28 protein-coding genes are annotated in these 23,821 nt (G+C 55.7%); all 28 read right to left on the bottom strand.

Annotated features, from left to right (window positions below; translation table 11 throughout):
• Window positions 1-2 precede the first annotated feature (2 nt).
• Window positions 3-1,328, bottom strand: a complete 1,326-nt coding sequence (gene secY / locus VX159_RS14290) for a preprotein translocase subunit SecY (RefSeq protein ID WP_371323555.1) — start codon at window positions 1,326-1,328, stop codon at window positions 3-5.
• Between the two features lie 20 nt (window positions 1,329-1,348).
• A complete protein-coding gene (gene rplO / locus VX159_RS14295) occupies window positions 1,349-1,783 on the bottom strand; it encodes a 50S ribosomal protein L15 (RefSeq protein WP_371323556.1) in 435 nt (144 codons plus the stop codon).
• 3 nt (window positions 1,784-1,786) lie between these two features.
• Window positions 1,787-1,969, bottom strand: a complete 183-nt coding sequence (gene rpmD, locus VX159_RS14300; protein WP_028994202.1) for a 50S ribosomal protein L30 — start codon at window positions 1,967-1,969, stop codon at window positions 1,787-1,789.
• 3 nt (window positions 1,970-1,972) lie between these two features.
• Window positions 1,973-2,500, bottom strand: coding sequence for a 30S ribosomal protein S5 (rpsE, locus tag VX159_RS14305; protein ID WP_371323557.1), 528 nt, complete (start codon window positions 2,498-2,500; stop codon window positions 1,973-1,975).
• 27 nt (window positions 2,501-2,527) lie between these two features.
• Complete coding sequence (gene rplR / locus VX159_RS14310) at window positions 2,528-2,884, bottom strand: 50S ribosomal protein L18 (RefSeq protein WP_371323558.1); 357 nt, start codon at window positions 2,882-2,884, stop codon at window positions 2,528-2,530.
• 9 nt (window positions 2,885-2,893) lie between these two features.
• On the bottom strand, window positions 2,894-3,424 hold the full coding sequence (rplF, locus tag VX159_RS14315) for a 50S ribosomal protein L6 (RefSeq protein ID WP_371323559.1): 531 nt from the start codon (window positions 3,422-3,424) through the stop codon (window positions 2,894-2,896).
• A 12-nt stretch (window positions 3,425-3,436) separates the two neighbouring features.
• On the bottom strand, window positions 3,437-3,832 hold the full coding sequence (gene rpsH, locus VX159_RS14320; protein ID WP_371323560.1) for a 30S ribosomal protein S8: 396 nt from the start codon (window positions 3,830-3,832) through the stop codon (window positions 3,437-3,439).
• Between the two features lie 17 nt (window positions 3,833-3,849).
• Window positions 3,850-4,155: a 30S ribosomal protein S14 gene (gene rpsN / locus VX159_RS14325; RefSeq protein WP_371323561.1), complete on the bottom strand. Its 306-nt coding sequence runs from the start codon at window positions 4,153-4,155 to the stop codon at window positions 3,850-3,852.
• A gap of 7 nt (window positions 4,156-4,162) precedes the next feature.
• Window positions 4,163-4,702 (bottom strand): 50S ribosomal protein L5, encoded by a 540-nt coding sequence (gene rplE / locus VX159_RS14330; RefSeq protein ID WP_371323562.1) that lies wholly within the window; start codon window positions 4,700-4,702, stop codon window positions 4,163-4,165.
• Between the two features lie 10 nt (window positions 4,703-4,712).
• Window positions 4,713-5,030 carry a 50S ribosomal protein L24 gene (gene rplX / locus VX159_RS14335; protein WP_371323563.1) on the bottom strand — a complete coding sequence of 106 codons (318 nt, stop codon included), beginning with the start codon at window positions 5,028-5,030 and terminating at the stop codon, window positions 4,713-4,715.
• A 10-nt stretch (window positions 5,031-5,040) separates the two neighbouring features.
• A complete protein-coding gene (gene rplN / locus VX159_RS14340) occupies window positions 5,041-5,409 on the bottom strand; it encodes a 50S ribosomal protein L14 (RefSeq protein WP_371323564.1) in 369 nt (122 codons plus the stop codon).
• Window positions 5,410-5,554: 145 nt separating this feature from the next.
• Window positions 5,555-5,818: a 30S ribosomal protein S17 gene (gene rpsQ / locus VX159_RS14345; protein ID WP_371323565.1), complete on the bottom strand. Its 264-nt coding sequence runs from the start codon at window positions 5,816-5,818 to the stop codon at window positions 5,555-5,557.
• A complete protein-coding gene (rpmC, locus tag VX159_RS14350) occupies window positions 5,815-6,009 on the bottom strand; it encodes a 50S ribosomal protein L29 (RefSeq protein ID WP_371323566.1) in 195 nt (64 codons plus the stop codon). Before rpmC ends, rpsQ begins: the two co-directional genes overlap by 4 nt.
• 2 nt (window positions 6,010-6,011) lie before the next feature.
• Window positions 6,012-6,425, bottom strand: a complete 414-nt coding sequence (gene rplP, locus VX159_RS14355) for a 50S ribosomal protein L16 (protein WP_371323567.1) — start codon at window positions 6,423-6,425, stop codon at window positions 6,012-6,014.
• Window position 6,426: 1 nt separating this feature from the next.
• Complete coding sequence (gene rpsC / locus VX159_RS14360; RefSeq protein ID WP_371323568.1) at window positions 6,427-7,215, bottom strand: 30S ribosomal protein S3; 789 nt, start codon at window positions 7,213-7,215, stop codon at window positions 6,427-6,429.
• Between the two features lie 9 nt (window positions 7,216-7,224).
• Window positions 7,225-7,554, bottom strand: coding sequence for a 50S ribosomal protein L22 (gene rplV, locus VX159_RS14365; protein WP_371323569.1), 330 nt, complete (start codon window positions 7,552-7,554; stop codon window positions 7,225-7,227).
• A 9-nt stretch (window positions 7,555-7,563) separates the two neighbouring features.
• The gene (gene rpsS / locus VX159_RS14370) at window positions 7,564-7,839 is read right to left on the bottom strand and encodes a 30S ribosomal protein S19 (protein ID WP_290899124.1); all 276 of its coding nucleotides are present in this window, start codon (window positions 7,837-7,839) and stop codon (window positions 7,564-7,566) included.
• A gap of 10 nt (window positions 7,840-7,849) precedes the next feature.
• Window positions 7,850-8,677, bottom strand: a complete 828-nt coding sequence (gene rplB / locus VX159_RS14375) for a 50S ribosomal protein L2 (RefSeq protein ID WP_371323570.1) — start codon at window positions 8,675-8,677, stop codon at window positions 7,850-7,852.
• Window positions 8,677-8,979, bottom strand: coding sequence for a 50S ribosomal protein L23 (gene rplW / locus VX159_RS14380; RefSeq protein ID WP_371323571.1), 303 nt, complete (start codon window positions 8,977-8,979; stop codon window positions 8,677-8,679). Before rplW ends, rplB begins: the two co-directional genes overlap by 1 nt.
• Window positions 8,976-9,599, bottom strand: coding sequence for a 50S ribosomal protein L4 (gene rplD / locus VX159_RS14385; RefSeq protein ID WP_371323572.1), 624 nt, complete (start codon window positions 9,597-9,599; stop codon window positions 8,976-8,978). Before rplD ends, rplW begins: the two co-directional genes overlap by 4 nt.
• A gap of 9 nt (window positions 9,600-9,608) precedes the next feature.
• Window positions 9,609-10,247, bottom strand: coding sequence for a 50S ribosomal protein L3 (gene rplC / locus VX159_RS14390; protein WP_371323573.1), 639 nt, complete (start codon window positions 10,245-10,247; stop codon window positions 9,609-9,611).
• 111 nt (window positions 10,248-10,358) lie between these two features.
• Window positions 10,359-10,670: a 30S ribosomal protein S10 gene (gene rpsJ / locus VX159_RS14395; protein ID WP_371323574.1), complete on the bottom strand. Its 312-nt coding sequence runs from the start codon at window positions 10,668-10,670 to the stop codon at window positions 10,359-10,361.
• Between the two features lie 71 nt (window positions 10,671-10,741).
• Complete coding sequence (gene tuf, locus VX159_RS14400; protein ID WP_371323575.1) at window positions 10,742-11,932, bottom strand: elongation factor Tu; 1,191 nt, start codon at window positions 11,930-11,932, stop codon at window positions 10,742-10,744.
• 31 nt (window positions 11,933-11,963) lie between these two features.
• Window positions 11,964-14,057, bottom strand: coding sequence for an elongation factor G (fusA, locus tag VX159_RS14405; protein ID WP_371323576.1), 2,094 nt, complete (start codon window positions 14,055-14,057; stop codon window positions 11,964-11,966).
• Window positions 14,058-14,075: 18 nt separating this feature from the next.
• Complete coding sequence (rpsG, locus tag VX159_RS14410; RefSeq protein ID WP_371323577.1) at window positions 14,076-14,546, bottom strand: 30S ribosomal protein S7; 471 nt, start codon at window positions 14,544-14,546, stop codon at window positions 14,076-14,078.
• A gap of 107 nt (window positions 14,547-14,653) precedes the next feature.
• A complete protein-coding gene (gene rpsL / locus VX159_RS14415) occupies window positions 14,654-15,031 on the bottom strand; it encodes a 30S ribosomal protein S12 (RefSeq protein WP_027456682.1) in 378 nt (125 codons plus the stop codon).
• Between the two features lie 147 nt (window positions 15,032-15,178).
• Window positions 15,179-19,387: a DNA-directed RNA polymerase subunit beta' gene (rpoC, locus tag VX159_RS14420; protein WP_371323578.1), complete on the bottom strand. Its 4,209-nt coding sequence runs from the start codon at window positions 19,385-19,387 to the stop codon at window positions 15,179-15,181.
• Between the two features lie 22 nt (window positions 19,388-19,409).
• Window positions 19,410-23,693, bottom strand: a complete 4,284-nt coding sequence (rpoB, locus tag VX159_RS14425) for a DNA-directed RNA polymerase subunit beta (RefSeq protein WP_371323579.1) — start codon at window positions 23,691-23,693, stop codon at window positions 19,410-19,412.
• Window positions 23,694-23,821 lie beyond the last annotated feature (128 nt).

Genomic DNA, 23,821 nt, shown 5'->3' on the forward strand with positions numbered 1-23,821 from the left:
ACTTACTTGATCATTGTCGGGGAGCCCTTGAAATTCGCTTTCTTGAGCAGGCTCTCATATTGATGCGACATCACATATGCTTGAACTTGCGCCATGAAATCCATGGTAACAACCACAATGATCAGCAACGACGTACCACCAAAATAGAACGGAACATTCCACTTCAAGATCAGGAATTCAGGCAACAGGCAGACCAGGGTGATATAAGCTGCGCCAATCAACGTCAACCGCATCAAAATCTTGTCGATATAACGGGCAGTTTGCTCACCGGGACGAATCCCCGGGACAAAAGCGCCGCTCTTCTTCAAGTTATCGGCTGTTTCCTTCGAGTTAAAGACCAGCGCAGTATAGAAGAAACAGAAAAATACAATGGCAGCTGCGTACAGCATCACGTAGATCGGTTGTCCGGGTGACAGGGTCGCGGCAACATCTTTCAGCCAGCGCATCGAGTCACCAGAACCAAACCATCCAGCCGCGGTTGCCGGAAACAGGATGATGGATGAAGCAAAAATGGGCGGAATGACACCAGCCATATTCAATTTCAAGGGCAGATGCGAACTTTGCCCACCATACATCTTGTTACCTACCTGGCGCTTGGCGTAATTGACCAGAATCTTGCGCTGCCCACGCTCGACGAACACCACGAACGCAGTGACCAAGACCACCAAAATACAAATGATCAAAGCAGTCAGCGGATGCATCGCACCGGTGCGCACCAATTCCAGCAGCCCGCCAATGGCATTCGGCAAGCCAGCTGCAATACCAGCAAAGATAATGATCGAAATGCCGTTGCCCAGACCACGTTCGGTAATCTGCTCACCCAGCCACATGAGGAACATGGTGCCAGTAAGAAGGGTGGATACCGTGGTCAAACGGAAGAGGAAGCCGGGGTCGTTAACCAAACCTGGTTGCGCCTCGAGGGCAACAGCGATCCCAAGACCTTGGAAAAGAGCCAACAGGACCGTGCCGTAGCGCGTGTACTGGGTAATCTTGCGACGGCCTGCCTCACCCTCTTTTTTTAGCGCTTCCAGCTGAGGGCTGGCTACCGTCATCAACTGCATGATGATCGACGCCGAAATATACGGCATGATCCCCAATGCGAAAATGGTGAATCGCGACAGGGCACCACCCGAGAACATGTTGAACATGCCCAGAATGCCGCCCTGTTGCGAATTAAACAGATCGGATAGAACGTTGGGATCAATACCCGGCACCGGAATATGAGCTCCGATGCGGTACACAACCAGCGCCCCTAGCAAAAACCAGAGACGGCGCTTGAGATCACCAAATTTGCCGCCCTTGGCGACAGTGTTCGGATTTGCAGCCAACGTTCAGACCTTTCTACAACTTACTCAGCGACAGAGCCGCCAGCGGCTTCGATAGCAGCCTTCGCACCCTTGGTGGCACCAACCCCCTTCAAGGTCACCTTGCGGGTGATCTCGCCAGCCAGAATCACCTTGGCCGACAGGGCGTCACCAGGAACCACACCAGCTGCCTGCAGCGCCAGCAGATCGATTTCATCAATCGGCAGGCGATCCAGATCAGTGAGGCGAACCTCGTAGTTACGGGCGCGAGTCAAGGAGTTGAAGCCGCGCTTAGGCAACCGGCGCTGCAAAGGCATTTGACCGCCTTCAAAGCCGACCTTGTGGAAGCCACCCGAACGGGACTTCTGGCCCTTATGGCCACGGCCACAGGTCTTACCAAGACCGGAACCAATACCGCGACCGACGCGCTTTGCAGCGTGCTTGGAGCCCTCACCGGGCTGAATGGTATTGAGACGCATCGATTAACCCTCAACCTTGACGAGATACTGAACCTTCTGAATCATGCCGCGAACAGCAGGCGTATCCAGCAACTCAGCAGAGCTGTTCAACTTGCGCAGGCCCAGACCACGAACGGTGGCGCGATGATCCTGCTTGGTACCAATGATGCTCTTGACGAGCGTCACCTTGATCTTTTTGTCAGACATTGCTTACCCCAGAATCTGTTCGACCGAAAGACCACGCTTGGCGGCGATTTCAGCCGGCGTATTCACCTTGGACAAACCGTCAATGGTGGCACGCACGATGTTGTAGGGATTGGTCGAGCCGTGAGCCTTAGCAACCACGTTGGTCACGCCGACAACTTCGAACACGGCACGCATAGCACCGCCAGCAATGATCCCGGTACCTTCCGGCGCCGGCTGGATCATCACGGTGGTAGCGCCATGACGGCCCATCACGGTGTGATGAACAGTACCGTTCTTGAGACTGACCTTGGCCATCTTGCGACGCGCCTCGTCCATTGCCTTCTGAACAGCAACCGGCACTTCGCGGGACTTGCCCTTACCCATGCCAATAGCGCCATCACCATCACCAACCACAGTCAACGCTGCAAAGCCGAGAATCCGACCGCCCTTGACCACTTTGGTGACGCGATTCACCGCAACCATCTTCTCGCGCAAACCGTCGTCGCGCTCATCAGCCTGTTGCGGCTTCTTGTTTCTTTCAGGTTTAGCCATTTCTTAACCTCGTTCTGTCGGCGTCGCTTAGAACTTCAAACCGCCTTCACGCGCGGCTTCTGCCAACGCCTGAATACGACCATGGTACTGGTGCCCGGAGCGGTCGAAAGCGACCTGTTCGATACCAGCAGCCTTGGCACGCTCGGCGATCAGCTTGCCGATAGCAGCAGCCGCTGCCTTGTTGCCACCGTTTGCAACGGCTTCGCGAACATTTTTATCCAGAGTGGAAGCCGAAGCCAGGACCTTTCCGCCACAAGCGGAAATAACCTGAGCATAGATGTGGCAGTTAGTGCGATTAACGCACAAGCGCACAGCATTGAGTTCGGCGATTTTGGCCCGGGTTTTGCGGGCACGGCGCAAACGCGCTTGCTTCTTGTTAAACATATGCCACCCTTACTTCTTCTTGGTTTCCTTGATAACCACCACTTCGTCCGCATAGCGAACACCTTTGCCCTTATAGGGCTCCGGCTTGCGATAGGCACGAATTTCGGCGGCAACCTGACCGACCTGCTGCTTGTCGGAACCCTTAACGATGATTTCGGTCTGAGTCGGACATTCAACCTTTACACCGGCCGGCATCTTGTGCGCGACGGGATGGGAAAAGCCGAGAGACAGATTAAGGACATCGCCTTGGGCCTGTGCGCGGTAACCCACGCCGACCAATTGCAGCTTGCGCTCGAAGCCTTTGGAGACGCCAGTGACCATATTGGCGATGTTGGCACGCATCGTACCCCACATCGCGGCAGCACCTGCCACACCTTCGACCTTGGCCACGGAAACAGCACCGCCATCGACAGTGACGGCAACCGCAGGATGGTTAGCAGTTGCCAGCGAACCCAACGGGCCCTTGACAACGATTTGCTGACCAACGGTCACCTCAACACCAGCGGGGAGCACAACGGGATTCTTACCGATACGAGACATGATCAGGACCCCTTACGCGACGATGCAGAGCACTTCGCCACCAACTTTGGTAGCGCGAGCCTTGCGATCGGTCATAACACCCTTGGGAGTGGAAACAATCGCCACACCCAGGCCATTCATAACACGCGGAATATCCTCGCAGCCCTTGTAGATACGCAGACCAGGCTTGGAAACACGCTCGATGCGCTCGATAACCGGACGACCGGCGTAGTACTTCAGCCCAATTTCAAGATTAGCCTTGCCGTCGGTCTGGCGAACAGCAAAATCTTCGATATAGCCCTCGTCCTTAAGAACGGCCGCAATAGCAACCTTGAGCTTGGAGGACGGAACGGAGACAGACGCCTTTTCGGCGAGCTGGGCGTTGCGGATGCGGGTCAGCATATCCGCGATCGGATCGCTCATTGCCATATTCTGTAACTCCTGAATTACCAGCTGGCCTTAACAATCCCCGGAATCTCGCCATTAAAGGCAAGCTCACGGATCTTGTTACGACACAGACCGAATTTACGGAAAACACCCCGAGGACGACCAGTCAGTTGGCAGCGGTTGCGCAAGCGGGTCGGGCTGGAATTGCGGGGCAGGGCCTGCAGCTTGAGACGAGCTTCAAAACGCTCCTCATCAGACAGGCTCACATCATTGATAACAGCTTCCAACGCAGCACGCTTAGCAGCGAACTGAGCCACAAGCTTGCGGCGCTTTTCTTCGCGATTGATCAGAGCAAGTTTTGCCATGATTGCCTCAATTCTTGAACGGGAACTTGAACGCCGTGAGAAGCGCCTTGGCTTCAGCATCGGTTTTCGCAGTCGTCGTAATGCTGATATTCATACCGCGGAGAGCATCGATCTTGTCGTACTCGATTTCCGGGAAAATAATCTGCTCTTTGACGCCCATGTTGTAGTTACCCTGACCGTCAAAACCCTTACCGGAGATACCGCGAAAATCGCGAACACGCGGCAAGGCGATAGTCACCAAGCGATCGAGGAATTCAAACATCCGCGGACCGCGCAGGGTAACCATGCAACCGATGGGATAGCCGTCACGAATCTTGAAGCCAGCGATTGACTTGCGAGCCTTGGTAGCCACCGGCTTTTGGCCGGCAATCTTCTGCATATCGCCAATCGCGTTTTCGAGAACCTTCTTGTCGGCAACCGCCTCACCAACCCCCATGTTCAGGGTGATTTTGGTGATGCGCGGCACCTCCATAACGGACTTGTAACCGAATTGCTTCTGCAAATCAGCAACAACCGTCTCTTTGTAAAACTGCTGCAAACGTGCCATGAGCAACCCCTTAAGCGTTCACCGGCTCGCCGTTCGACTTGAACACGCGAACCTTGCGACCATCTTCCAACACCTTGAAACCGACGCGATCTGCCTTGCCGGTAACCGCATTGAACAATGCAATATTGGAAACATGAATCGGCATATCCTTATCGACGATGCCACCCGCAACCCCCTTTACAGGATTCGGACGAACGTGCTTCTTGGCACGATTCACACCCTCGACAACCACATGCTCTGCATCAATGCGCTTAAGCACGGTGCCACGCTTGCCCTTATCCTTGCCGGTAAGAACAATAATTTCGTCGCCTTTGCGGATCTTTTCCACGACCGACCCCTTAGAGAACTTCCGGAGCCAGGGACACGATCTTCATGAAGCGCTCGGTACGCAATTCGCGCGTAACGGGCCCGAAGATGCGAGTGCCAATCGGCTCAAGCTTGGTATTGAGAAGAACAGCGGCATTGCCATCAAAGCGAACCAGCGAGCCATCCGGGCGACGTACGCCCTTGGCGGTACGCACCACGACAGCATTGTAGACATCGCCCTTTTTGACGCGACCGCGAGGGGCAGCATCCTTGATACTAACCTTGATGATGTCACCAATGCCTGCATAGCGACGCTTGGAGCCGCCCAGAACCTTGATACACATCACTGAACGAGCACCGGTGTTATCGGCGACGTCCAGAATCGTCTGCATCTGAATCATTTAATTAAACTCCAACTTAATCCGCCTCAGCGGTCAGTCTTGGAACCCGTACGGGTCGAACGAATTCGCAACCCGGAACACGGGCCACAAAAAAGAAGCCGGATTATACCGGCTTCTTTTGAGACCTGACAAGAGGTGGATGCAATTAAATCACAACGGCCTTTTCAAGCACCGTGGTAACGGCCCATGCCTTAGTCCGGGAGACCGGGCGAGTCTCAATGATCTCGACGAGATCACCAGCCTTTGCCACATTCCCTTCGTTGTGCGCATGATACTTCTTCGAGCGGATCATAACCTTCCCATACATCGGGTGCTTGACCTTACGCTCCACCAAGACGGTGACCGTCTTGTCCATCTTGTCGCTCACTACACGCCCGATCAGCGTGCGCTTAATGCTGGATTCGCTCATTGCTGCACCGCCTTTTCACGAATAAGAGTGCGGACGCGAGCAATATCACGACGCACCTTGGAAATTTGGCTGGTATTGCCCAACTGCTGGGTAGCAAGCTGCATACGCAGGCCAAACTGCGCCTTCAGCAACTCCAGCAATTCTTGCTTGAGCTCGTCCACGCTCTTGGTTCTCAATTCACTAGCTTTCATGATTACCCCAGATGACGAGTCACAAAGGTGGTCGAGATTGGCAGCTTGGCCGCAGCCAGAGCAAAAGCCTCGCGCGCCAGCGCTTCGCTAACACCGTCCATCTCGTACAGAACCTTACCCGGCTGGATTTCAGCAACCCAGTACTCCGGATTCCCCTTACCGTTACCCATGCGGACTTCGGCAGGCTTCTTGGAAATCGGCTTATCCGGGAAAATGCGAATCCAGATACGACCACCCCGCTTAATGTGGCGGGTCATCGCACGACGGGCAGCCTCAATCTGACGAGCCGTCAGACGACCACGCCCGGTTGCCTTAAGGCCCCACTCACCGAACGAAACCTTAGCGCCGCGAGTAGCCAGGCCTTCATTCCGACCCTTGTGCTCCTTGCGGAACTTACGACGATTAGGTTGCAGCATGTTAAGCACCTGCCTTTCTTACACGCTTACCGGGGGCAGCATCCGCACCGTCTGCCTTCTTGGCAACGCGGGTACGGGGACGATCACCTTCCGGCTTACCAGGCGCGCGACGACCACGACGGTCTTCAGCAGCCGGCTCAACCACTTCCGGCTGTTCGTTGCGATCGAGCAAATCACCTTTGTAGACCCAAACCTTGATACCGATGACACCATACGTGGTACGAGCTTCGGAGGTGGCGTAATCGATATCGGCACGCAGGGTGTGCAACGGCACACGACCTTCACGGTACCATTCGCTACGTGCGATTTCCGCACCATTAAGACGACCAGCGCTCATCACCTTAATACCCTGAGCACCCAAACGCATCGCGTTCTGCATTGCGCGCTTCATGGCACGACGGAACATGATGCGCTTCTCGAGTTGCTGGGCAATCGAGTCGGCAATCAACTGAGCGTCCAGCTCCGGCTTGCGGATTTCCTCGATGGAAACGTGAACCGGAACCCCCATGATCCGCTGCAGATCAGCACGAAGGGTCTCGATATCCTCGCCCTTCTTACCAATCACAACACCCGGACGTGCGGAATACACGGTAACGCGAGCATTCTTGGCAGGACGCTCAATCAGGACGCGACCAACCGAAGCATGAGCCAGCTTGCGCTTCAGATATTCACGGACCTTGACATCTTCCTGCAGCATACCAGGGAAATCCTTGCTGCTAGCATACCAGCGGGAGTTCCAGTTTTTGGTGACGGCCAGACGGAAGCCTGTCGGATGAATTTTCTGTCCCATGGCTTCTCCTTAGTTACCAACGGTCAGATAGATATGGCAGGTCGGCTTGGTGATCCGATTGCCACGACCCTTGGCCCGAGCGGTGAAACGCTTCAGGACCATCCCTTTTTCGACGTAGATGGTCTTAACCTTCAGCTCATCGATGTCAGCACCGTCGTTATGTTCTGCGTTGGCAATAGCCGATTCGAGAACCTTCTTAACGATACCTGCACCCTTCTTAGGGCAAAAAGCCAGGATGTTCAGAGCCTGAGCAACCGGCTTGCCGCGCACCAGGTCGGCAACGAGACGACCTTTTTGCGCGGAGAGGCGTACGCCTCGCAAACTTGCACGAGTTTCCATTTCAGCTCCTTACTTCTTGGCCTTTTTGCCGGCGGTGTGACCCTTGAAAGTACGGGTCAGAGAGAATTCGCCAAGCTTGTGACCAACCATGTTTTCGGTAACGAAAACCGGAATATGCTGCTTACCATTGTGGACCGCAATCGTCAGACCGATAAACTCGGGGAGGATCGTCGAGCGACGCGACCAGGTCTTGATCGGGCGCTTGTCGTTAGAAGCGCGCACTGCTTCGACCTTGTCGATCAGATGCGCATCAACAAACGGGCCCTTTTTAAGAGAACGTCCCATTTCCTACCCCTTAACGCTTATGACGACGCTGAACGATCATGCTGTTCGTGCGCTTGTTCTTGCGAGTACGATAACCCTTAGTCGGCTGACCCCATGGGTTAACCGGCACACGGCCTTCGCCAGTCTTACCTTCACCACCACCATGCGGGTGATCGATCGGGTTCATTGCCGTACCACGAACGGTCGGACGAATACCACGCCAGCGCTGCGCACCGGCCTTACCAATCTTGCGCAGATTGTTCTCTTCGTTACCAACTTCACCAACAGTTGCACGACACTCGACGTGGACGCGACGAACCTCGCCAGAACGCAGACGAATCTGGGCATACACACCGTCGCGAGCCAGCAACTGAACAGACGTTCCAGCAGAGCGAGCGATTTGCGCCCCCTTGCCCGGAAGCATTTCCACGCAGCAAATGGTCGTACCGACCGGAATATTACGGATCGGCAGCGCGTTACCGGACTTGATCGGGGCCTCAGAGCCACTCATAACCTGCTGACCGACCACCATGCCCTTGTTGGCAATGATGTAGCGACGCTCACCGTCCGCATACAAAACCAGCGCGATGTTGGCAGTGCGATTGGGGTCGTATTCGAGGCGCTCAACTTTACCAGGAACACCGTCCTTGGTACGCTTGAAGTCAATAACGCGGTAAGCCTGCTTGTGACCGCCGCCCTGATGGCGAACAGTCACGCGACCGTTGTTATTGCGACCCGAGCGCTTGGACTGCGACTCAACCAGACCAGCAAAAGGCTTACCCTTGTGCAGATCAGGATTGACCACCTGAACAACTGCGCGACGACCAGGAGAAGTCGGCTTTACTTTTACCAGAGCCATTAGGAATTACCCCCTTCTACGAAGTTGATCTCCTGACCAGGCTTCAGGCAGACAAAAGCCTTTTTCCAGCCCTTGCGGCGACCAACAGCACCGCGGAAGCGCTTGACCTTACCCTTAACGTTGCACACCTGAACCGAGTCAACCTCAACCTTGAAGAGCAATTCAACAGCAGCTTTCACTTCAGGCTTGGTTGCATCGGAAGCAACACGGAAGACAACTTGCTCGTTCTTATCAGCAATGAAAGTTGCCTTTTCGGAGATTTGCGGCGCCAGCAGCACCTGCATCAGACGTTCTTGATTCATCCCCACATCTCCTCGAACTTGGCAACGGCGCTCTTGGTTACGACAACCTTGCCGAAACGCACCAGAGAAACCGGATCAGCCTCCTGTGCCTCAAGCACCAGCACATTCGGCAGGTTGCGAGACGACAGATAGAGGTTTTCGTTGAGCACGTCGGTAACCACCAGAAGATTACCTTCCAGCCCCATGCTCTTCAGCTTCTGACTGAACAACTTGGTCTTCGGTGCATCGACTGCGATATCCTCGACAACCACCAAGCGATCCTGGCGAGCCAACTCGGAAAGAATAGACGCCATCCCAGCGCGGAACATCTTCTTGTTCACTTTCTGGGTGAAGTTTTCTTCCGGGGAGTTCGGGAAAATGCGACCACCCCCACGCCACAGCGGCGAGCCATTACTACCGGCACGGGCACGACCCGTACCCTTTTGGCGCCACGGCTTGGTGGTGGTGTGCTTAACCTCGGAGCGATCTTTCTGCTTGCGATTGCCAGCACGTGCATTGGCCTGATAAGCCACGACGATCTGATGCACCAGCGCTTCGTTAAACTCGCGACCAAACAGAACGTCGGAAGCCTGAAGCTTCGCAGCTTCTTGGCCCTGCTCGTTAATTACCTTGAGTTCCATGACGCCCCCTTATGCCTTAACCGCCGGACGCACGACCACGTCAGAGCCCTTCGCCCCCGGAACAGCACCCTTGATCAAAAGGAGCTGACGCTCGGCATCAACACGAACAACGGTCAAGCACTGAGTGGTTACCTGAACATCACCCAAATGACCAGCCATACGCTTACCAGGGAACACACGACCCGGATCCTGCGCCATACCGATAGAACCGGGTGCGTTATGCGACACCGAGTTACCGTGAGAGGCACGATTGGAGGAAAAATTGTGACGCTTGATGCCACCCTGGAAGCCCTTACCGATGCTCTGACCGGTAACGTCAACCTTTTGCCCTTCAGCAAACAAGGTAACAGCAATCTGATCACCAGCCTTCAGGCCAGCCAATTGCTCTGCATCAACACGAAACTCTTTGAGAACGTGACCTGCCTCAACCCCTGCCTTGGCGAGATGACCCGCCAGCGGCTTGGTAACACGCGAGGCGCGGCGCGTGCCGAATGCGACCTGAACAGCTGCGTAGCCGTCGATCTCCGGCGTTTTGACTTGGGTCACACGATTATTGGACACATCCAGCACAGTTACCGGAATGGAAACACCATCCTCAGCAAAAATGCGAGTCATGCCCACCTTGCGACCAACAAGGCCTAGACTCATGGTTATTCTCCTCATCGCCGGCTGCGATTGGCCGGTCGATGTAAAACAACAAATGGGCAACCGCAAAGCGGCCACCCCCGAAAAAAGCGGATTATATCCGCCTTTTATGACTTACTGCAACTTGATTTCGACGTCAACGCCAGCCGGGAGATCCAGCTTCATCAGAGCATCAACCGTCTTATCAGTCGGATCAACGATATCCATCAGACGCTGATGGGTACGAATCTCGAGCTGATCACGAGAAGCCTTATTGACGTGCGGGGAGCGCAGAATATCAAAGCGCTGCTTGCGAGTCGGCAAAGGAACCGGACCGCGAACAACGGCACCAGTACGCTTGGCGGTGTCCACAATCTCCTGAGCGGACTGATCGATCAAACGATAATCAAAGGCTTTCAGGCGAATACGAATTTTCTGGTTTTGCATAGCAGCTTCCAAAGAGCAGATTTAAAGAACGAAATAAGCGCCCGAATCGAGGACCCGGGCGCCAAGTACAATTACTCGATGATCTTAGCGACGACGCCAGCACCGACGGTACGACCACCTTCGCGAATTGCGAAGCGCAGGCCCTCTTCCATAGCGATCGGGGCGATCAGCTTGACGGTCATCTGGATGTTGTCACCCGGCATAACCATCTCAACGCCTTCCGGCAGCGAAATCGCGCCAGTCACGTCGGTAGTACGGAAGTAGAACTGCGGACGGTAGTTGTTAAAGAACGGGGTATGACGACCACCTTCGTCCTTGGACAGAACGTACACTTCGCCCGTGAAGTGGGTGTGCGGGGTGATGGAACCCGGCTTGCACAGCACCTGACCACGTTCGACGTCTTCACGCTTGGTACCACGCAGCAGCGCGCCGATGTTGTCGCCAGCCTGACCCTGATCCAGCAGCTTGCGGAACATTTCGACACCGGTACAGGTGGTCTTCTGGGTCGGACGAATACCAACGATTTCGATTTCTTCGCCAACCTTGACGATACCGCGCTCAACACGGCCGGTCACAACAGTACCGCGACCAGAGATGGAGAACACGTCTTCAACCGGCATCAGGAACGGCATATCAACCGCACGTTCCGGGGTCGGGATGTAGGAATCCAGAGCAGCCGCCAGGCGGAAAATTGCCGGCTCACCGATTTCGGACTGGTCGCCTTCCAGGGCCTTCAGTGCGGAACCGTGGATGATCGGGGTGTCGTCGCCCGGGAAGTCGTACTTGGACAGCAGCTCGCGCAGCTCCATTTCGACCAGCTCGAGCAGCTCGGCGTCGTCAACCATGTCGCACTTGTTCATGAACACCAGAACGTACGGCACACCAACCTGACGGGCCAGCAGGATGTGCTCGCGAGTCTGCGGCATCGGGCCGTCAGCAGCGGAACACACCAGGATCGCGCCGTCCATCTGGGCGGCACCGGTAATCATGTTCTTCACGTAGTCAGCGTGACCCGGGCAGTCAACGTGAGCATAGTGACGATTTTCGGTTTCGTATTCGACGTGAGCGGTGTTAATCGTAATACCGCGAGCCTTCTCTTCCGGAGCGGCATCGATTTCGTCGTACTTCTTGGCTGCACCACCAAACTTGGCAGCCAGCACGGTGGTAATCGCAGCGGTCAGCGTGGTCTTACCGTGGTCAACGTGACCAATCGTACCAACGTTAACGTGCGGCTTCGTACGTTCAAATTTTTCCTTGGCCATTTTCGGACCTCCAAATTAAATAGAACAGAAATTACTTCTTATTGATAACAGCTTCGGCGACGTTCTTCGGTGCCTCAGAGTAGTGCTTGAATTCCATGGAATAGGTAGCACGACCTTGCGACAACGAGCGGAGCGAAGTTGCATAACCGAACATTTCGGACAGCGGAACTTCTGCACGAACTTCCTTAGTACCACCCGGCAAATCATCCATACCCTGGACGATGCCACGACGGGACGAAAGATCGCCCATGACGTTCCCCATATAGTCTTCCGGGGTTTCGACAACAACCGCCATCATCGGCTCAAGCAACGTCGGACTAGCCTTCTTCATACCTTCCTTGAAGGCCATCGAGGCAGCCATACGGAATGCATTTTCGTTCGAGTCAACGTCGTGGTAAGAACCGTCAAACAGCGTGAACTTAATATCGACAACAGGGAAGCCAGCAAGCACGCCATTGGCGATCGCGTCCTGCAGACCCTTGTCGACTGCTGGGATGTATTCGCGCGGAACCACGCCACCCTTGATCGCATCGACAAAAGCGTAACCTGCACCCGGCTCATTCGGCTCGATCTTGAGCCAAACGTGACCGAACTGACCACGACCACCGGACTGCTTGACGAACTTGCCTTCCTGCTCGACAGCCTTCTTGATGCATTCGCGGTAAGCAACCTGCGGCGCCCCCACGTTGGCTTCAACGTTGAATTCGCGCTTCATGCGGTCAACGATGATTTCGAGGTGCAATTCGCCCATACCGGAAATAATGGTCTGACCGGATTCTTCGTCAGTACGAACGCGGAAGGACGGATCTTCAGCAGCCAGACGACCCAGCGCCAGACCCATCTTTTCCTGGTCGCCCTTGGTCTTCGGCTCGACGGCGACGTGAATCACCGGATCCGGGAAAACCATGCGCTCAAGAATGATCGGGGCATCTGGATCACACAGGGTTTCACCCGTGGTAACTTCCTTCAAACCGACGCAAGCGGCGATGTCACCAGCCAGAACTTCCTTGATTTCCTCGCGGTTGTTGGCGTGCATCTGCAGAATACGGCCGATACGCTCCTTCTTGCCCTTGACCGAGTTGTAGACGGTTGCACCGGAGTTCAGCACGCCCGAGTAAACACGGATAAAGGTCAGCTGACCAACGAACGGGTCGGTCATCAGCTTGAATGCCAGAGCGGAGAACTTTTCGGCGTCATCAGCCTTGCGGGAAGCTGGCTGCTCGCGCTCGTCCGTACCCTGAACCGGCGGAATATCAACCGGCGACGGCAGCAGTTCAATGACGGCGTCCAGCATGCGCTGCACACCCTTGTTCTTGAACGCAGTACCGCACAGCATCGGCTGGATTTCGCAGGCCAGGGTGCGCAGACGCAGACCCAGCTTGATCTTCTCTTCCGACAGATCGCCGTTTTCCAGGTATTCGTTCATCAGGTCTTCAGAGGCTTCAGCAGCCGCTTCAACCATCTGTTCGCGCCATTCCTGAGCGGTATCAACCAGATCAGCCGGAATATCACGGTAATCGAACTTCATACCCTGGGAAGCTTCATCCCAGAAAATGGCCTTCATCTTGATCAGGTCAACCACACCAGCGAAGGTATCTTCAGCACCAATCGGGATCACGATCGGCACCGGATTGGCCTTCAGGCGGGTCTTCATCTGGTCAACGACCTTGAAGAAGTTGGCACCGGAACGGTCCATCTTGTTCACGAAGGCCAGACGCGGCACTTGGTACTTGGTCGCTTGACGCCAAACAGTTTCGGACTGCGGCTGAACGCCACCGACCGCACAGTAAACCATGCAGGCACCATCCAGAACACGCATGGAACGCTCAACTTCGATCGTGAAGTCAACGTGTCCCGGGGTGTCGATGATATTGAAGCGGTGCTCAGGGAAGGAACTGTCCATACCCTTCCAGAAGCAGGTCGTTGCAGCGGAGGTAATGGTGATACCACGCTCCTGCTCCTGCTCCATCCAGTCCATGGTGGCAGCACCGTCGTGCACTTCACCGATCTTGTGGTTAACACCGGTGTAGTAGAGGATACGCTCGGTCGTGGTGGTCTTGCCGGCGTCAATGTGAGCGGAAATACCGATATTACGGTAACGCTCGATAGGAGTCTTACGTGCCACGTTGTAGCCCTCGATGGATTAGAAGCGGAAGTGAGCGAATGCCTTATTGGCTTCGGCCATACGGTGAACTTCGTCGCGCTTCTTGACGGCGCCGCCGCGGTTTTCGGCGGCTTCCAGCATTTCCGCTGCCAGACGCTGACCCATCGACTTTTCGGAACGCTTGCGAGCAGATTCACGCAACCAACGCATTGCCAAAGCAGCGCGACGAGCCGGACGAACTTCAACCGGAACCTGGTAGTTCGCACCGCCCACACGGCGGGACTTCACTTCAACCATCGGCTTGACGTTTGCCATGGCAGAGCCGAAGACTTCCAGCGGATCCTTACCGGACTTGGTGGTGATGATGTCAAAAGCACCATAAACGATGCGCTCGGCAACAGACTTCTTACCGCTCTGCATAATGGCGTTGATGAACTTGGAGACTTCGACATTACCGAACTTCGGGTCCGGCAGAATATCGCGCTTGGGTACTTCACGACGACGGGGCATATTAACCTCTATAGATCACTATTCAGTTGAAAAGCCGGAACTGGGTTACCCCATCCCGGCCCTCTCGACCGCCACAAGACGGCCACTTACTCAAGCCACCAGAAAACTTAGGCAGCCTTCGGACGCTTGGCACCGTACTTCGAACGGGCCTGCTTACGATCCTTGACCCCCTGGGTATCCAGGGAGCCGCGCACGGTGTGGTAACGCACACCCGGCAAATCCTTGACACGACCACCACGGATCAGAACCACGGAGTGCTCCTGCAGGTTGTGACCCTCACCACCGATGTAGGAAATGACTTCGAAGCCATTGGTCAGGCGAACCTTACAAACCTTACGCAACGCGGAGTTCGGCTTTTTCGGGGTCGTGGTGTAAACACGGGTGCAAACGCCACGCTTCTGCGGGCACTTTTCCAGAGCAGGAACCTTGCTCTTGGCCTTCTCGGCCACTCGCGGTTTGCGCACGAGCTGGTTGATGGTCGGCATATCAAACTTCCTTCAATTGCCGACCTCGCTAGAAGCCGGCGATTTTGTTATCCAAAGCAGAGACAATGATTAGCCTCTGCCGACAAAGACCATAGATTCTATGATCGCTCAAGCCTCTGTGTCAACTTGACACAGAGGCCAAATTGCTCATGCACTCAGATCGGCATCCTGCCCGGCGAATTGCTCTGCGGACTCTTCCAATTGAGAAATACCTTGATCCTCACCTTCGGCCTGCGCCTTGCGGCTGCGGTGGTAAGCCAGGCCAGTACCGGCGGGAATCAGGCGACCCACAATGACGTTCTCCTTGAGACCGCGGAGTTCGTCGCGCTTGCCCATGATCGCAGCCTCGGTAAGAACACGAGTAGTCTCCTGGAAAGAGGCTGCCGAAATAAAGGAGTCGGTAGACAGCGAAGCCTTGGTGATCCCCAGCAGCATGTGCTCGAAAGTTGCCGGCAATTTACCCTCGGCAATTACTCGATCATTTTCGGCAAGCAACTCGGCACGCTCGACCTGCTCTGACTTGATGAACTTGGTGTCACCCGGTTCAACAATGGTCACCCGACGCAGCATCTGACGGACGATCACTTCGATGTGCTTATCGTTAATCTTCACACCTTGCAAACGGTAAACATCCTGAACTTCATCAGTGATGTAACGCGCCAGCGCCTCAACGCCCTGCAGACGGAGGATGTCATGCGGATCGGGCTCGCCTTCGACGATCTTCTCACCCTTGTTCACCACCTGACCATCGTGCACAAGAACATGCTTATCCTTCGGGATCAGGTATTCGTGGGTCAGACCATCCAGGTCGGTAATGATCAACCGCTGCTTGCCCTTGGTGTCCTTACCAAAGCTGATGGTACCGGTAAATTCAGCGAGAACCGAGGCATCCTTCGGCGTACGAGCTTCAAACAACTCGGCAACGCGCGGCAGACCGCCGGTAATGTCGCGAGTCTTGGCTGACTCCTGAGGCATACGAGCCAGCACATCGCCAACACCAACCTGCTGACCATCAACCACGGAGATGATTGCCCCTACCTGGAAAGCAATCGAAACCGCGTGATCAGAGCCTGCTACACGAACTTCCTGGCCATTCTCGTCGAGCAGTCGCACCACCGGGCGCAAACCCTTGGCAGCCGCTTTACCACCGCGCTTGGAGTCGATCACAACCAAGGTTGACAGACCGGTCACATCGTCGACCTGCTTAGCAACGGTCACGCCCTCTTCGACGTTTTCGAAGCGGACAGTACCAGCATATTCGGTGACGATCGGACGGGTGTGCGGATCCCAGGAAGCAAGCTTGGTGCCTGCCTTGATCTGCTGACCATCATCCACGGCCAGAGTCGCGCCATAGGGCACCTTGTGCCGCTCACGCTCGCGCCCATGGTCGTCGGTGATCAGGACCTCGCCGGAACGGGAAATCACCACCTTGTCGCCCTTGGCGCTGGTGACGTAGCGCATATTGGAAGTCAGACGGACGGTACCGGTGGATTTGGCCTCAACCTGCGATGCCACGGCAGCACGGGAAGCAGCACCACCCACGTGGAAGGTCCGCATGGTGAGCTGAGTACCCGGCTCACCAATTGACTGAGCAGCAATCACACCAACCGATTCGCCAGCGTTAACCATGGTGCCGCGGCCGAGGTCGCGACCGTAGCACTTGGCGCACAGGCCATAGCGGGTTTCGCAGGTCAGCGGCGTACGAACCTTGACTTCGTCGATACCCAGCTTATCGATCAGATCAACCAGGTCTTCGTCGAGCATCGTGCCGGAGAAAATCACCGTCTCCTGGGTTTCCGGATCCACCAGATCGTCGACCGTAACACGACCGAGGATCCGCTCACGCAGCGGCTCAATCACTTCACCGCCTTCGACCAAGGCCTTCACAGCGAAACCATTGCTGGTTCCGCAATCATCTTCAGTGATCACCAGATCCTGAGTCACATCGACCAAACGACGAGTCAGGTAACCGGAGTTCGCAGTCTTCAACGCGGTATCAGCCAGACCCTTACGCGCGCCGTGGGTCGAGATGAAGTACTGGAGAACGTTCAGACCTTCGCGGAAGTTGGTGGTAATCGGAGTTTCGATAATCGAACCGTCCGGCTTGGCCATCAGGCCGCGCATACCAGCCAACTGGCGAATCTGGGCTGCAGAACCCCGCGCGCCCGAATCGGCCATCATGTAAATCGAGTTGAAGGAGTCCTGCTTGACCTTCTTGCCATGGCGATCAATGACTTCCTCGTGACCGAGTTCGTCCATCATCACCTTGGCGACCTGGTCACCAGTGCGCCCCCAGATATCAACGACCTTGTTGTAGCGTTCGCCCTGGGTCACCAGACCGTTCTTGTACTGATCCTCGATCTCCTTAACCTCGGCCTCGGCCTCGGCAATGATCTGATACTTCTTGGCCGGAACCAGCATGTCATCGGAGCAGAAGGAAATACCGGCGCGAGTTGCCAACGCATAGCCGTTTTGCATCAGCTTGTCAGCAAAAACAACCGTTTCCTTCAGACCACAGCGGCGGAACGACTCATCGATCAGCTTGGAGATTTCCTTTTTCTTCAAGGCCTTGTCGATCACCTTGAACGGCAGGCCCTTGGGCAGAATCTGGGAAAGAATGGCACGGCCGACCGTAGTTTCGGTGCGCACCATTTTTTCATTCCACTCACCGTCGACCGTGGAAGGCTCGTACTGCTTCAGGCGGACATTGACGCGAGCGTGCAGTTCGACCTGGCCGGCGGCGAGAGCACGCTCGACTTCGGCGACGTCGGCAAAATACATGCCCTCGCCCTTGCCGTTGATTCGCTCACGGGTGGCGTAGTACAAACCCAGAACGATATCCTGCGACGGCACGATGATCGGCTGACCGTTAGCTGGCGACAGCACGTTGTTCGAGGCCAGCATCAGCGTGCGGGCTTCCATCTGGGCTTCCAGCGACAGCGGCACGTGAACAGCCATCTGGTCGCCGTCGAAGTCGGCGTTGAACGCCGCACAAACCAGCGGATGCAACTGGATTGCCTTGCCTTCGATCAGGGTCGGCTCGAAAGCTTGAATACCCAGACGGTGCAGAGTAGGAGCACGGTTCAGCATGACCGGATGTTCGCGGATGACATCTTCCAGAATGTCCCAGACCACCGGCTCCTGACTTTCCACCATCTTCTTGGCCTGCTTGATGGTAGTCGCATAACCGAGCACTTCCAGCTTGTGAAAGATGAAAGGCTTGAACAGTTCCAGTGCCATCAACTTGGGCAGGCCGCATTGATGCAGCTTGAGCTGAGGACCAACCACGATGACCGAACGGCCGGAGTAGTCGACGCGCTTACCCAGCAGGTTCTGACGGAAACGACCGCCTTTACCCTTGATCATGTCGGCCAGCGACTTCAGCGGGCGCTTGTTGGCACCGGTCATCGCCTTACCGCGGCGACCGTTATCAAGCAGCGAATCAACCGCTTCCTGCAGCATCCGCTTTTCGTTACGAACAATGATGTCCGGAGCCTTCAACTCCAGCAGGCGCTTCAGACGGTTGTTACGGTTGATGACGCGACGATAGAGGTCATTCAGATCGGAAGTCGCAAAACGGCCACCGTCCAGCGGCACCAGGGGGCGCAGATCCGGCGGCAGAACCGGCAGTACTTCGAGAATCATCCAATCCGGCTTGATACCGGACTTGAGGAAGCCTTCGAGAATCTTCAGGCGCTTGGCCAGCTTCTTGTTCTTGGCTTCCGATCCCGTGACATCCAGTTCTGCGCGCAGAGACTCAACCTCCCCTTCCAGATCTAGGTTGCGCAGCAGTTCGCGAACGCCTTCAGCCCCCATCAGGGCCTGGAAGTCGTCACCATGCTCTTCAACCATGTCCAGATACTGCTCTTCGGTCAGCAACTGGGCGCGCTGCAGATTACCGACCATACCCGGATCGGTTACCACATAAGCTTCGAAATACAGAACACGTTCAATATCGCGCAAGGTCATGTCGAGCACCATGCCCAAACGGGATGGCAACGACTTGAGGAACCAGATGTGGGCAACCGGCGAGGCCAGTTCGATGTGCCCCATGCGGTCACGGCGGACCTTGGCCAGCGTCACTTCGACGCCACACTTTTCACAGATCACGCCACGATGCTTGAGACGCTTGTACTTGCCACACAAGCATTCGTAATCCTTGACCGGGCCGAAAATCTTGGCACAGAACAGACCATCACGCTCCGGCTTGAAAGTCCGGTAGTTGATGGTTTCCGGCTTCTTGACTTCGCCATAGGACCAAGAACGGATCTTTTCGGGCGAAGCGAGACCGATGGTAATCGCGTCAAATTCCTCTTCGGCGGTTACCTGCTTGAACAGATCGAGCAATGCTTTCATTGTTTAACTCCTAAGCCCTGAATCAGTAGCGTTCCAGATCGATATCGATCGCCAGCGAGCGGATTTCCTTGACCAGCACGTTGAACGACTCCGGCATCCCGGCATCAATCTTGTGCTCGCCCTTGACGATGTTTTCGTAGACCTTGGTCCGGCCATTAACGTCATCCGACTTGACGGTCAGCATTTCCTGCAGCACATACGATGCACCATAGGCCTCCAGTGCCCACACTTCCATTTCACCGAAGCGCTGACCACCGAACTGTGCCTTACCGCCCAACGGCTGCTGGGTAACCAGCGAGTACGGACCGGTCGAACGGGCGTGCATCTTGTCATCAACCAGATGATGCAGTTTCAGGTAGTGCATGTAGCCGACCGTAACCTGGCGCTCGAATGCATCACCAGTACGGCCATCGAACAAAGTCATCTGACCTGACTCGGGCATCCCCGCCATGCGCAGCATGGTCTTGATTTCCTCATCCTTGGCACCATCGAACACTGGGGTAGCAAACGGCACACCCGTGGTCAGATTGCCAGCCATTTCCATGATTTCGACGTCAGTCAATTCGTCCAGATTTTCGCTCTTGCCACTGCAGTTATAAACCTGATCAAGGAATTGACGGACCTCGGTTACCGCAGCCTGACGACGCAGCATGTCGCCAATCTTGTAACCCAGCCCCTTGGCTGCGAGACCGAGGTGGACTTCGAGAATCTGCCCAACGTTCATCCGTGACGGAACACCCAGCGGATTCAGCACGATATCAACCGGGCGACCGTCTTCCATGTACGGCATGTCTTCAACCGGAAGAATCCGGGATACAACACCCTTGTTACCGTGACGACCGGCCATCTTGTCGCCTGGCTGCAGGCGGCGTTTGACGGCAACGTATACCTTGACCATTTTCTGGACGCCAGGCGGCAATTCATCGCCCTGAGTCAGCTTCTTGCGCTTGGCCTCGAAGGCAACATCAAACTCCTTGCGTGCCTGCTCGAGACCTTCGCGGGTCTGTTCGAGTTGCAGCGCCAGCTCCTCGTCCGCCACGCGGATATCGAACCAGTGGTGGGGATCCATGCTATCGAGATAGGCCTGCTCGATAACAGCCCCCTTGGACAGCTTCTTCGGACCACCGTTGGCTTTCTTGCCGACGATCAGGCGACCCACCCGCTCGAACGCATCGCGTTCGACAATCCGCATCTGGTCGGCGAGATCGAGTTTGTAGTGACGCAGGTGCTCATCAATGATTGACTGGGCGCGCTTGTCACGCTCGATCCCCTCGCGGGTGAACACTTGTACGTCAATGACCGTACCGGCAATACCCGAGGGCACACGCAGCGAAGTATCCTTAACATCAGATGCCTTCTCGCCGAAAATTGCACGCAGCAGCTTTTCTTCCGGAGTCAACTGGGTTTCGCCCTTGGGCGTCACCTTGCCCACCAGAACATCACCCGCCTGCACCTCAGCACCGATATACACAATCCCGGAGTCATCGAGACGCGACAACTGCACTTCGCCCAGCGAAGCGATATCGCGGGTAATTTCCTCGGGGCCAAGCTTCGTATCGCGTGCAACAACGGTCAACTCCTCGATATGGATCGAGGTGTAACGGTCTTCTGCCACAACACGCTCAGAAATGAGGATCGAATCTTCGAAGTTGTAACCGTTCCACGGCATGAACGCGATCAGCATGTTCTGACCAAGAGCCAGTTCGCCCTTATCGGTCGATGCCCCGTCAGCAACCACATCGCCGCTGGCGATGATGTCGCCCACGCGAACCATAGGACGCTGATTGATATTGGTATTCTGGTTCGAGCGGGTGTACTTGGTGAGATTGTAGATATCGACGCCAACCTCACCAGCTACCGCTTCCGCATCATTGACGCGGACCACAACGCGGCCGGCATCAACGTAGTCGACCTTGCCGCCACGCCGGGCAACTACGGCCGTGCCCGAGTCAACCGCGACAGTGCGCTCGATGCCGGTACCGACCAGCGGCTTTTCCGGACGCAGACAAGGCACCGCCTGACGTTGCATGTTGGCGCCCATCAGCGCGCGGTTCGCATCGTCATGCTCGAGGAACGGAATCAACGAGGCGGCGACCGAAACAATCTGGCCCGGAGCCACGTCCATGTACTGAACACGAGCTGGCTCCGACAGGATGGTTTCGCCTTTTTCACGGCAGGTAACCAGCTCGTCGATCAGGCGGCCTTCGCCATCAAGCGCGGCGTTTGCCTGCGCAACGACATAGTTACCTTCCTCAATTGCCGACAGATACTCGATTTGGTCGGTAACCTTGCTATCGATCACACGCCGGTAAGCGGTCTCGATAAAGCCGTAGGAATTGACCCTAGCATAAAGCGCCAGCGAGTTGATCAGGCCGATGTTCGGACCTTCCGGCGTTTCGATCGGGCACACGCGACCATAGTGGGTGGGATGCACGTCACGAACTTCAAAGCCCGCACGCTCGCGGGTCAAACCGCCAGGACCGAGTGCCGAAACACGCCGTTTGTGCGTAATTTCCGACAACGGGTTGGTTTGATCCATAAACTGGGAAAGTTGGCTGGAGCCAAAAAACTCCTTGATCGCAGCACTGATCGGCTTGGCGTTAATCAGATCATGCGGCATCAGGTTGTCGGACTCAGCCTGGCTCAACCGTTCCTTGACTGCGCGCTCCACACGGACAAGACCAGCCCGGAACTGATTTTCGGCAAGTTCACCCACCGAGCGAACACGGCGGTTACCCAGGTGATCGATATCGTCAATTTCTCCGCGGCCATTGCGCAGTTCAACGAGAATCTTGATCACTTCGACGATATCCAACGGGCTAAGCGTCAGTTGCTCGCGAACTTCCAGGCTGGCGCCCGCGGCCTTGACTTTGTCATGCAGCGTCTTGGCCACTTCCTGCGTGAGGTTTTCTGCCAGCGCGCGCGGGCCGTAAGGCAAACCGTTTACGATGTCGTGAATCAGGTCAAGCGACACTCCGGCAGCGTCTGCCAGCTTGTTCAGGGCTGCCTCAGCCTTCGAGGCAAGCGAGCGCACCATCACCTTGTATTCAATGACGTCGGGGCGAGCGAGACGGCGGTTGAACTTCATCCGGCCGACGCCGGACAGGTCGTAGCGCTCGTCGGAATAGAACAAACCGTTGAACAGAATCTCCACCGCCTCTTCCGTCGGCGGCTCCCCCGGACGCATCATGCGATAAATTGCAATTCTTGCCGCTTGGCGGGACGCGGTTTCATCTGCCCGCAGGGTGTTGGAAATGAACGCTCCACGGTCCAGATCGTTGGTGTACAACGTTTCAACCGTCGCAACCTCGGCTTCGCGCAACTTGGCCAGCAACGTCTCGGTAATCTCGTCGTTGGCATTGGCAATCACCTCGCCCGTTGCCTTATCGATGATGTTCTTTGCCACCACGCGCCCGAGAATGAACTCTTCCGGCACGGCAACCTGCTTGAGACCGGCCGCGGCAATATCGCGAATGTGCTTTGCCGTGATCCGTTTGTCTTTGGCAACAATCACTTTGCCGTCAGGAGCGACGAAGTCAAAACGAGCAACCTCACCCCGCAAACGCTCGGGCACGAGGGAAAACTCGACACTTTCGCGCCCCAGCAGGAAAGTATCGAACTCGAAGAACTGAGCCAGGATTTCTTCTGAACTCATCCCGATTGCTTTGAGCAGCGTCGTTACCGGCATCTTGCGACGACGATCCACCCGGAAGAACAGCGTGTCTTTAGGATCGAATTCGAAATCGAGCCAAGAGCCACGGTAAGGAATGACGCGAGCGGAGAACAGCAACTTGCCGGAACTATGGGTCTTGCCGCGGTCATGCTCGAAAAACACGCCGGGCGAGCGGTGCAACTGGGAAACGATGACGCGCTCGGTTCCGTTGATCACGAACGAACCATTCTTGGTCATCAAGGGGATTTCCCCCATGTAAACTTCCTGCTCCTTGACCTCTTTCACGGTGTCGGGCGCATCGCGATCCATGATCACAAGACGAACCTTGGCCCGCAGAGACGACGCGAAGGTCAGACCGCGCTGCTGGCACTCAGTCACATCGAAGGCCGGCTCGCCGAGCATGTAACTGACAAACTCCAGCCTGGCGTTACCGGAATGGGAAACGATCGGGAAAATCGAGGTGAACGCCGCTTGCAGCCCTTCGTTCTTGCGCTGCTCGGTCGGAATATCCGCCTGCAAAAACGCTTCGAAAGAATCGAGCTGGGTTGACAACAAGAAAGGAACGTCAAGCACGCTATCGCGCTTGGCGAAACTCTTACGGATGCGTTTCTTCTCGGTGAAGGAGTAAGTCATGGTAACTCCGTGAGGATGAAATCAAACATTGGGCCCATCGAAACGGGCAAACGCAAACGAACTCCGCCTAATTATTTAGGAAGAGCGCCATTTGCGTTTGCCAGCGGAGAAGGGTGCAGTTTTGTACA

This window comes from Dechloromonas sp. ZY10, assembly GCF_041378895.1.
Lineage (GTDB): Bacteria > Pseudomonadota > Gammaproteobacteria > Burkholderiales > Rhodocyclaceae > Azonexus > Azonexus aquae.

Bases quoted from the DNA above. Each gene is read 5' to 3' on its own strand.
- rplO (WP_371323556.1), bottom strand. From the start codon at position 1,783: ATGCGTCTCAATACCATTCAGCCCGGTGAGGGCTCCAAGCACGCTGCA.
- rpmD (WP_028994202.1), bottom strand. From the start codon at position 1,969: ATGTCTGACAAAAAGATCAAGGTGACGCTCGTCAAGAGCATCATTGGT.
- rpsE (WP_371323557.1), bottom strand. From the start codon at position 2,500: ATGGCTAAACCTGAAAGAAACAAGAAGCCGCAACAGGCTGATGAGCGC.
- rplR (WP_371323558.1), bottom strand. From the start codon at position 2,884: ATGTTTAACAAGAAGCAAGCGCGTTTGCGCCGTGCCCGCAAAACCCGG.
- rplF (WP_371323559.1), bottom strand. From the start codon at position 3,424: ATGTCTCGTATCGGTAAGAATCCCGTTGTGCTCCCCGCTGGTGTTGAG.
- rpsH (WP_371323560.1), bottom strand. From the start codon at position 3,832: ATGGCAATGAGCGATCCGATCGCGGATATGCTGACCCGCATCCGCAAC.
- rpsN (WP_371323561.1), bottom strand. From the start codon at position 4,155: ATGGCAAAACTTGCTCTGATCAATCGCGAAGAAAAGCGCCGCAAGCTT.
- rplE (WP_371323562.1), bottom strand. From the start codon at position 4,702: ATGGCACGTTTGCAGCAGTTTTACAAAGAGACGGTTGTTGCTGATTTG.
- rplN (WP_371323564.1), bottom strand. From the start codon at position 5,409: ATGATTCAGATGCAGACGATTCTGGACGTCGCCGATAACACCGGTGCT.
- rpsQ (WP_371323565.1), bottom strand. From the start codon at position 5,818: ATGAGCGAATCCAGCATTAAGCGCACGCTGATCGGGCGTGTAGTGAGC.
- rpmC (WP_371323566.1), bottom strand. From the start codon at position 6,009: ATGAAAGCTAGTGAATTGAGAACCAAGAGCGTGGACGAGCTCAAGCAA.
- rplP (WP_371323567.1), bottom strand. From the start codon at position 6,425: ATGCTGCAACCTAATCGTCGTAAGTTCCGCAAGGAGCACAAGGGTCGG.
- rpsC (WP_371323568.1), bottom strand. From the start codon at position 7,215: ATGGGACAGAAAATTCATCCGACAGGCTTCCGTCTGGCCGTCACCAAA.
- rplV (WP_371323569.1), bottom strand. From the start codon at position 7,554: ATGGAAACTCGTGCAAGTTTGCGAGGCGTACGCCTCTCCGCGCAAAAA.
- rpsS (WP_290899124.1), bottom strand. From the start codon at position 7,839: ATGGGACGTTCTCTTAAAAAGGGCCCGTTTGTTGATGCGCATCTGATC.
- rplB (WP_371323570.1), bottom strand. From the start codon at position 8,677: ATGGCTCTGGTAAAAGTAAAGCCGACTTCTCCTGGTCGTCGCGCAGTT.
- rplW (WP_371323571.1), bottom strand. From the start codon at position 8,979: ATGAATCAAGAACGTCTGATGCAGGTGCTGCTGGCGCCGCAAATCTCC.
- rplD (WP_371323572.1), bottom strand. From the start codon at position 9,599: ATGGAACTCAAGGTAATTAACGAGCAGGGCCAAGAAGCTGCGAAGCTT.
- rplC (WP_371323573.1), bottom strand. From the start codon at position 10,247: ATGAGTCTAGGCCTTGTTGGTCGCAAGGTGGGCATGACTCGCATTTTT.
- rpsJ (WP_371323574.1), bottom strand. From the start codon at position 10,670: ATGCAAAACCAGAAAATTCGTATTCGCCTGAAAGCCTTTGATTATCGT.
- tuf (WP_371323575.1), bottom strand. From the start codon at position 11,932: ATGGCCAAGGAAAAATTTGAACGTACGAAGCCGCACGTTAACGTTGGT.
- rpsG (WP_371323577.1), bottom strand. From the start codon at position 14,546: ATGCCCCGTCGTCGTGAAGTACCCAAGCGCGATATTCTGCCGGACCCG.
- rpsL (WP_027456682.1), bottom strand. From the start codon at position 15,031: ATGCCGACCATCAACCAGCTCGTGCGCAAACCGCGAGTGGCCGAGAAG.
- rpoC (WP_371323578.1), bottom strand. From the start codon at position 19,387: ATGAAAGCATTGCTCGATCTGTTCAAGCAGGTAACCGCCGAAGAGGAA.
- rpoB (WP_371323579.1), bottom strand. From the start codon at position 23,693: ATGACTTACTCCTTCACCGAGAAGAAACGCATCCGTAAGAGTTTCGCC.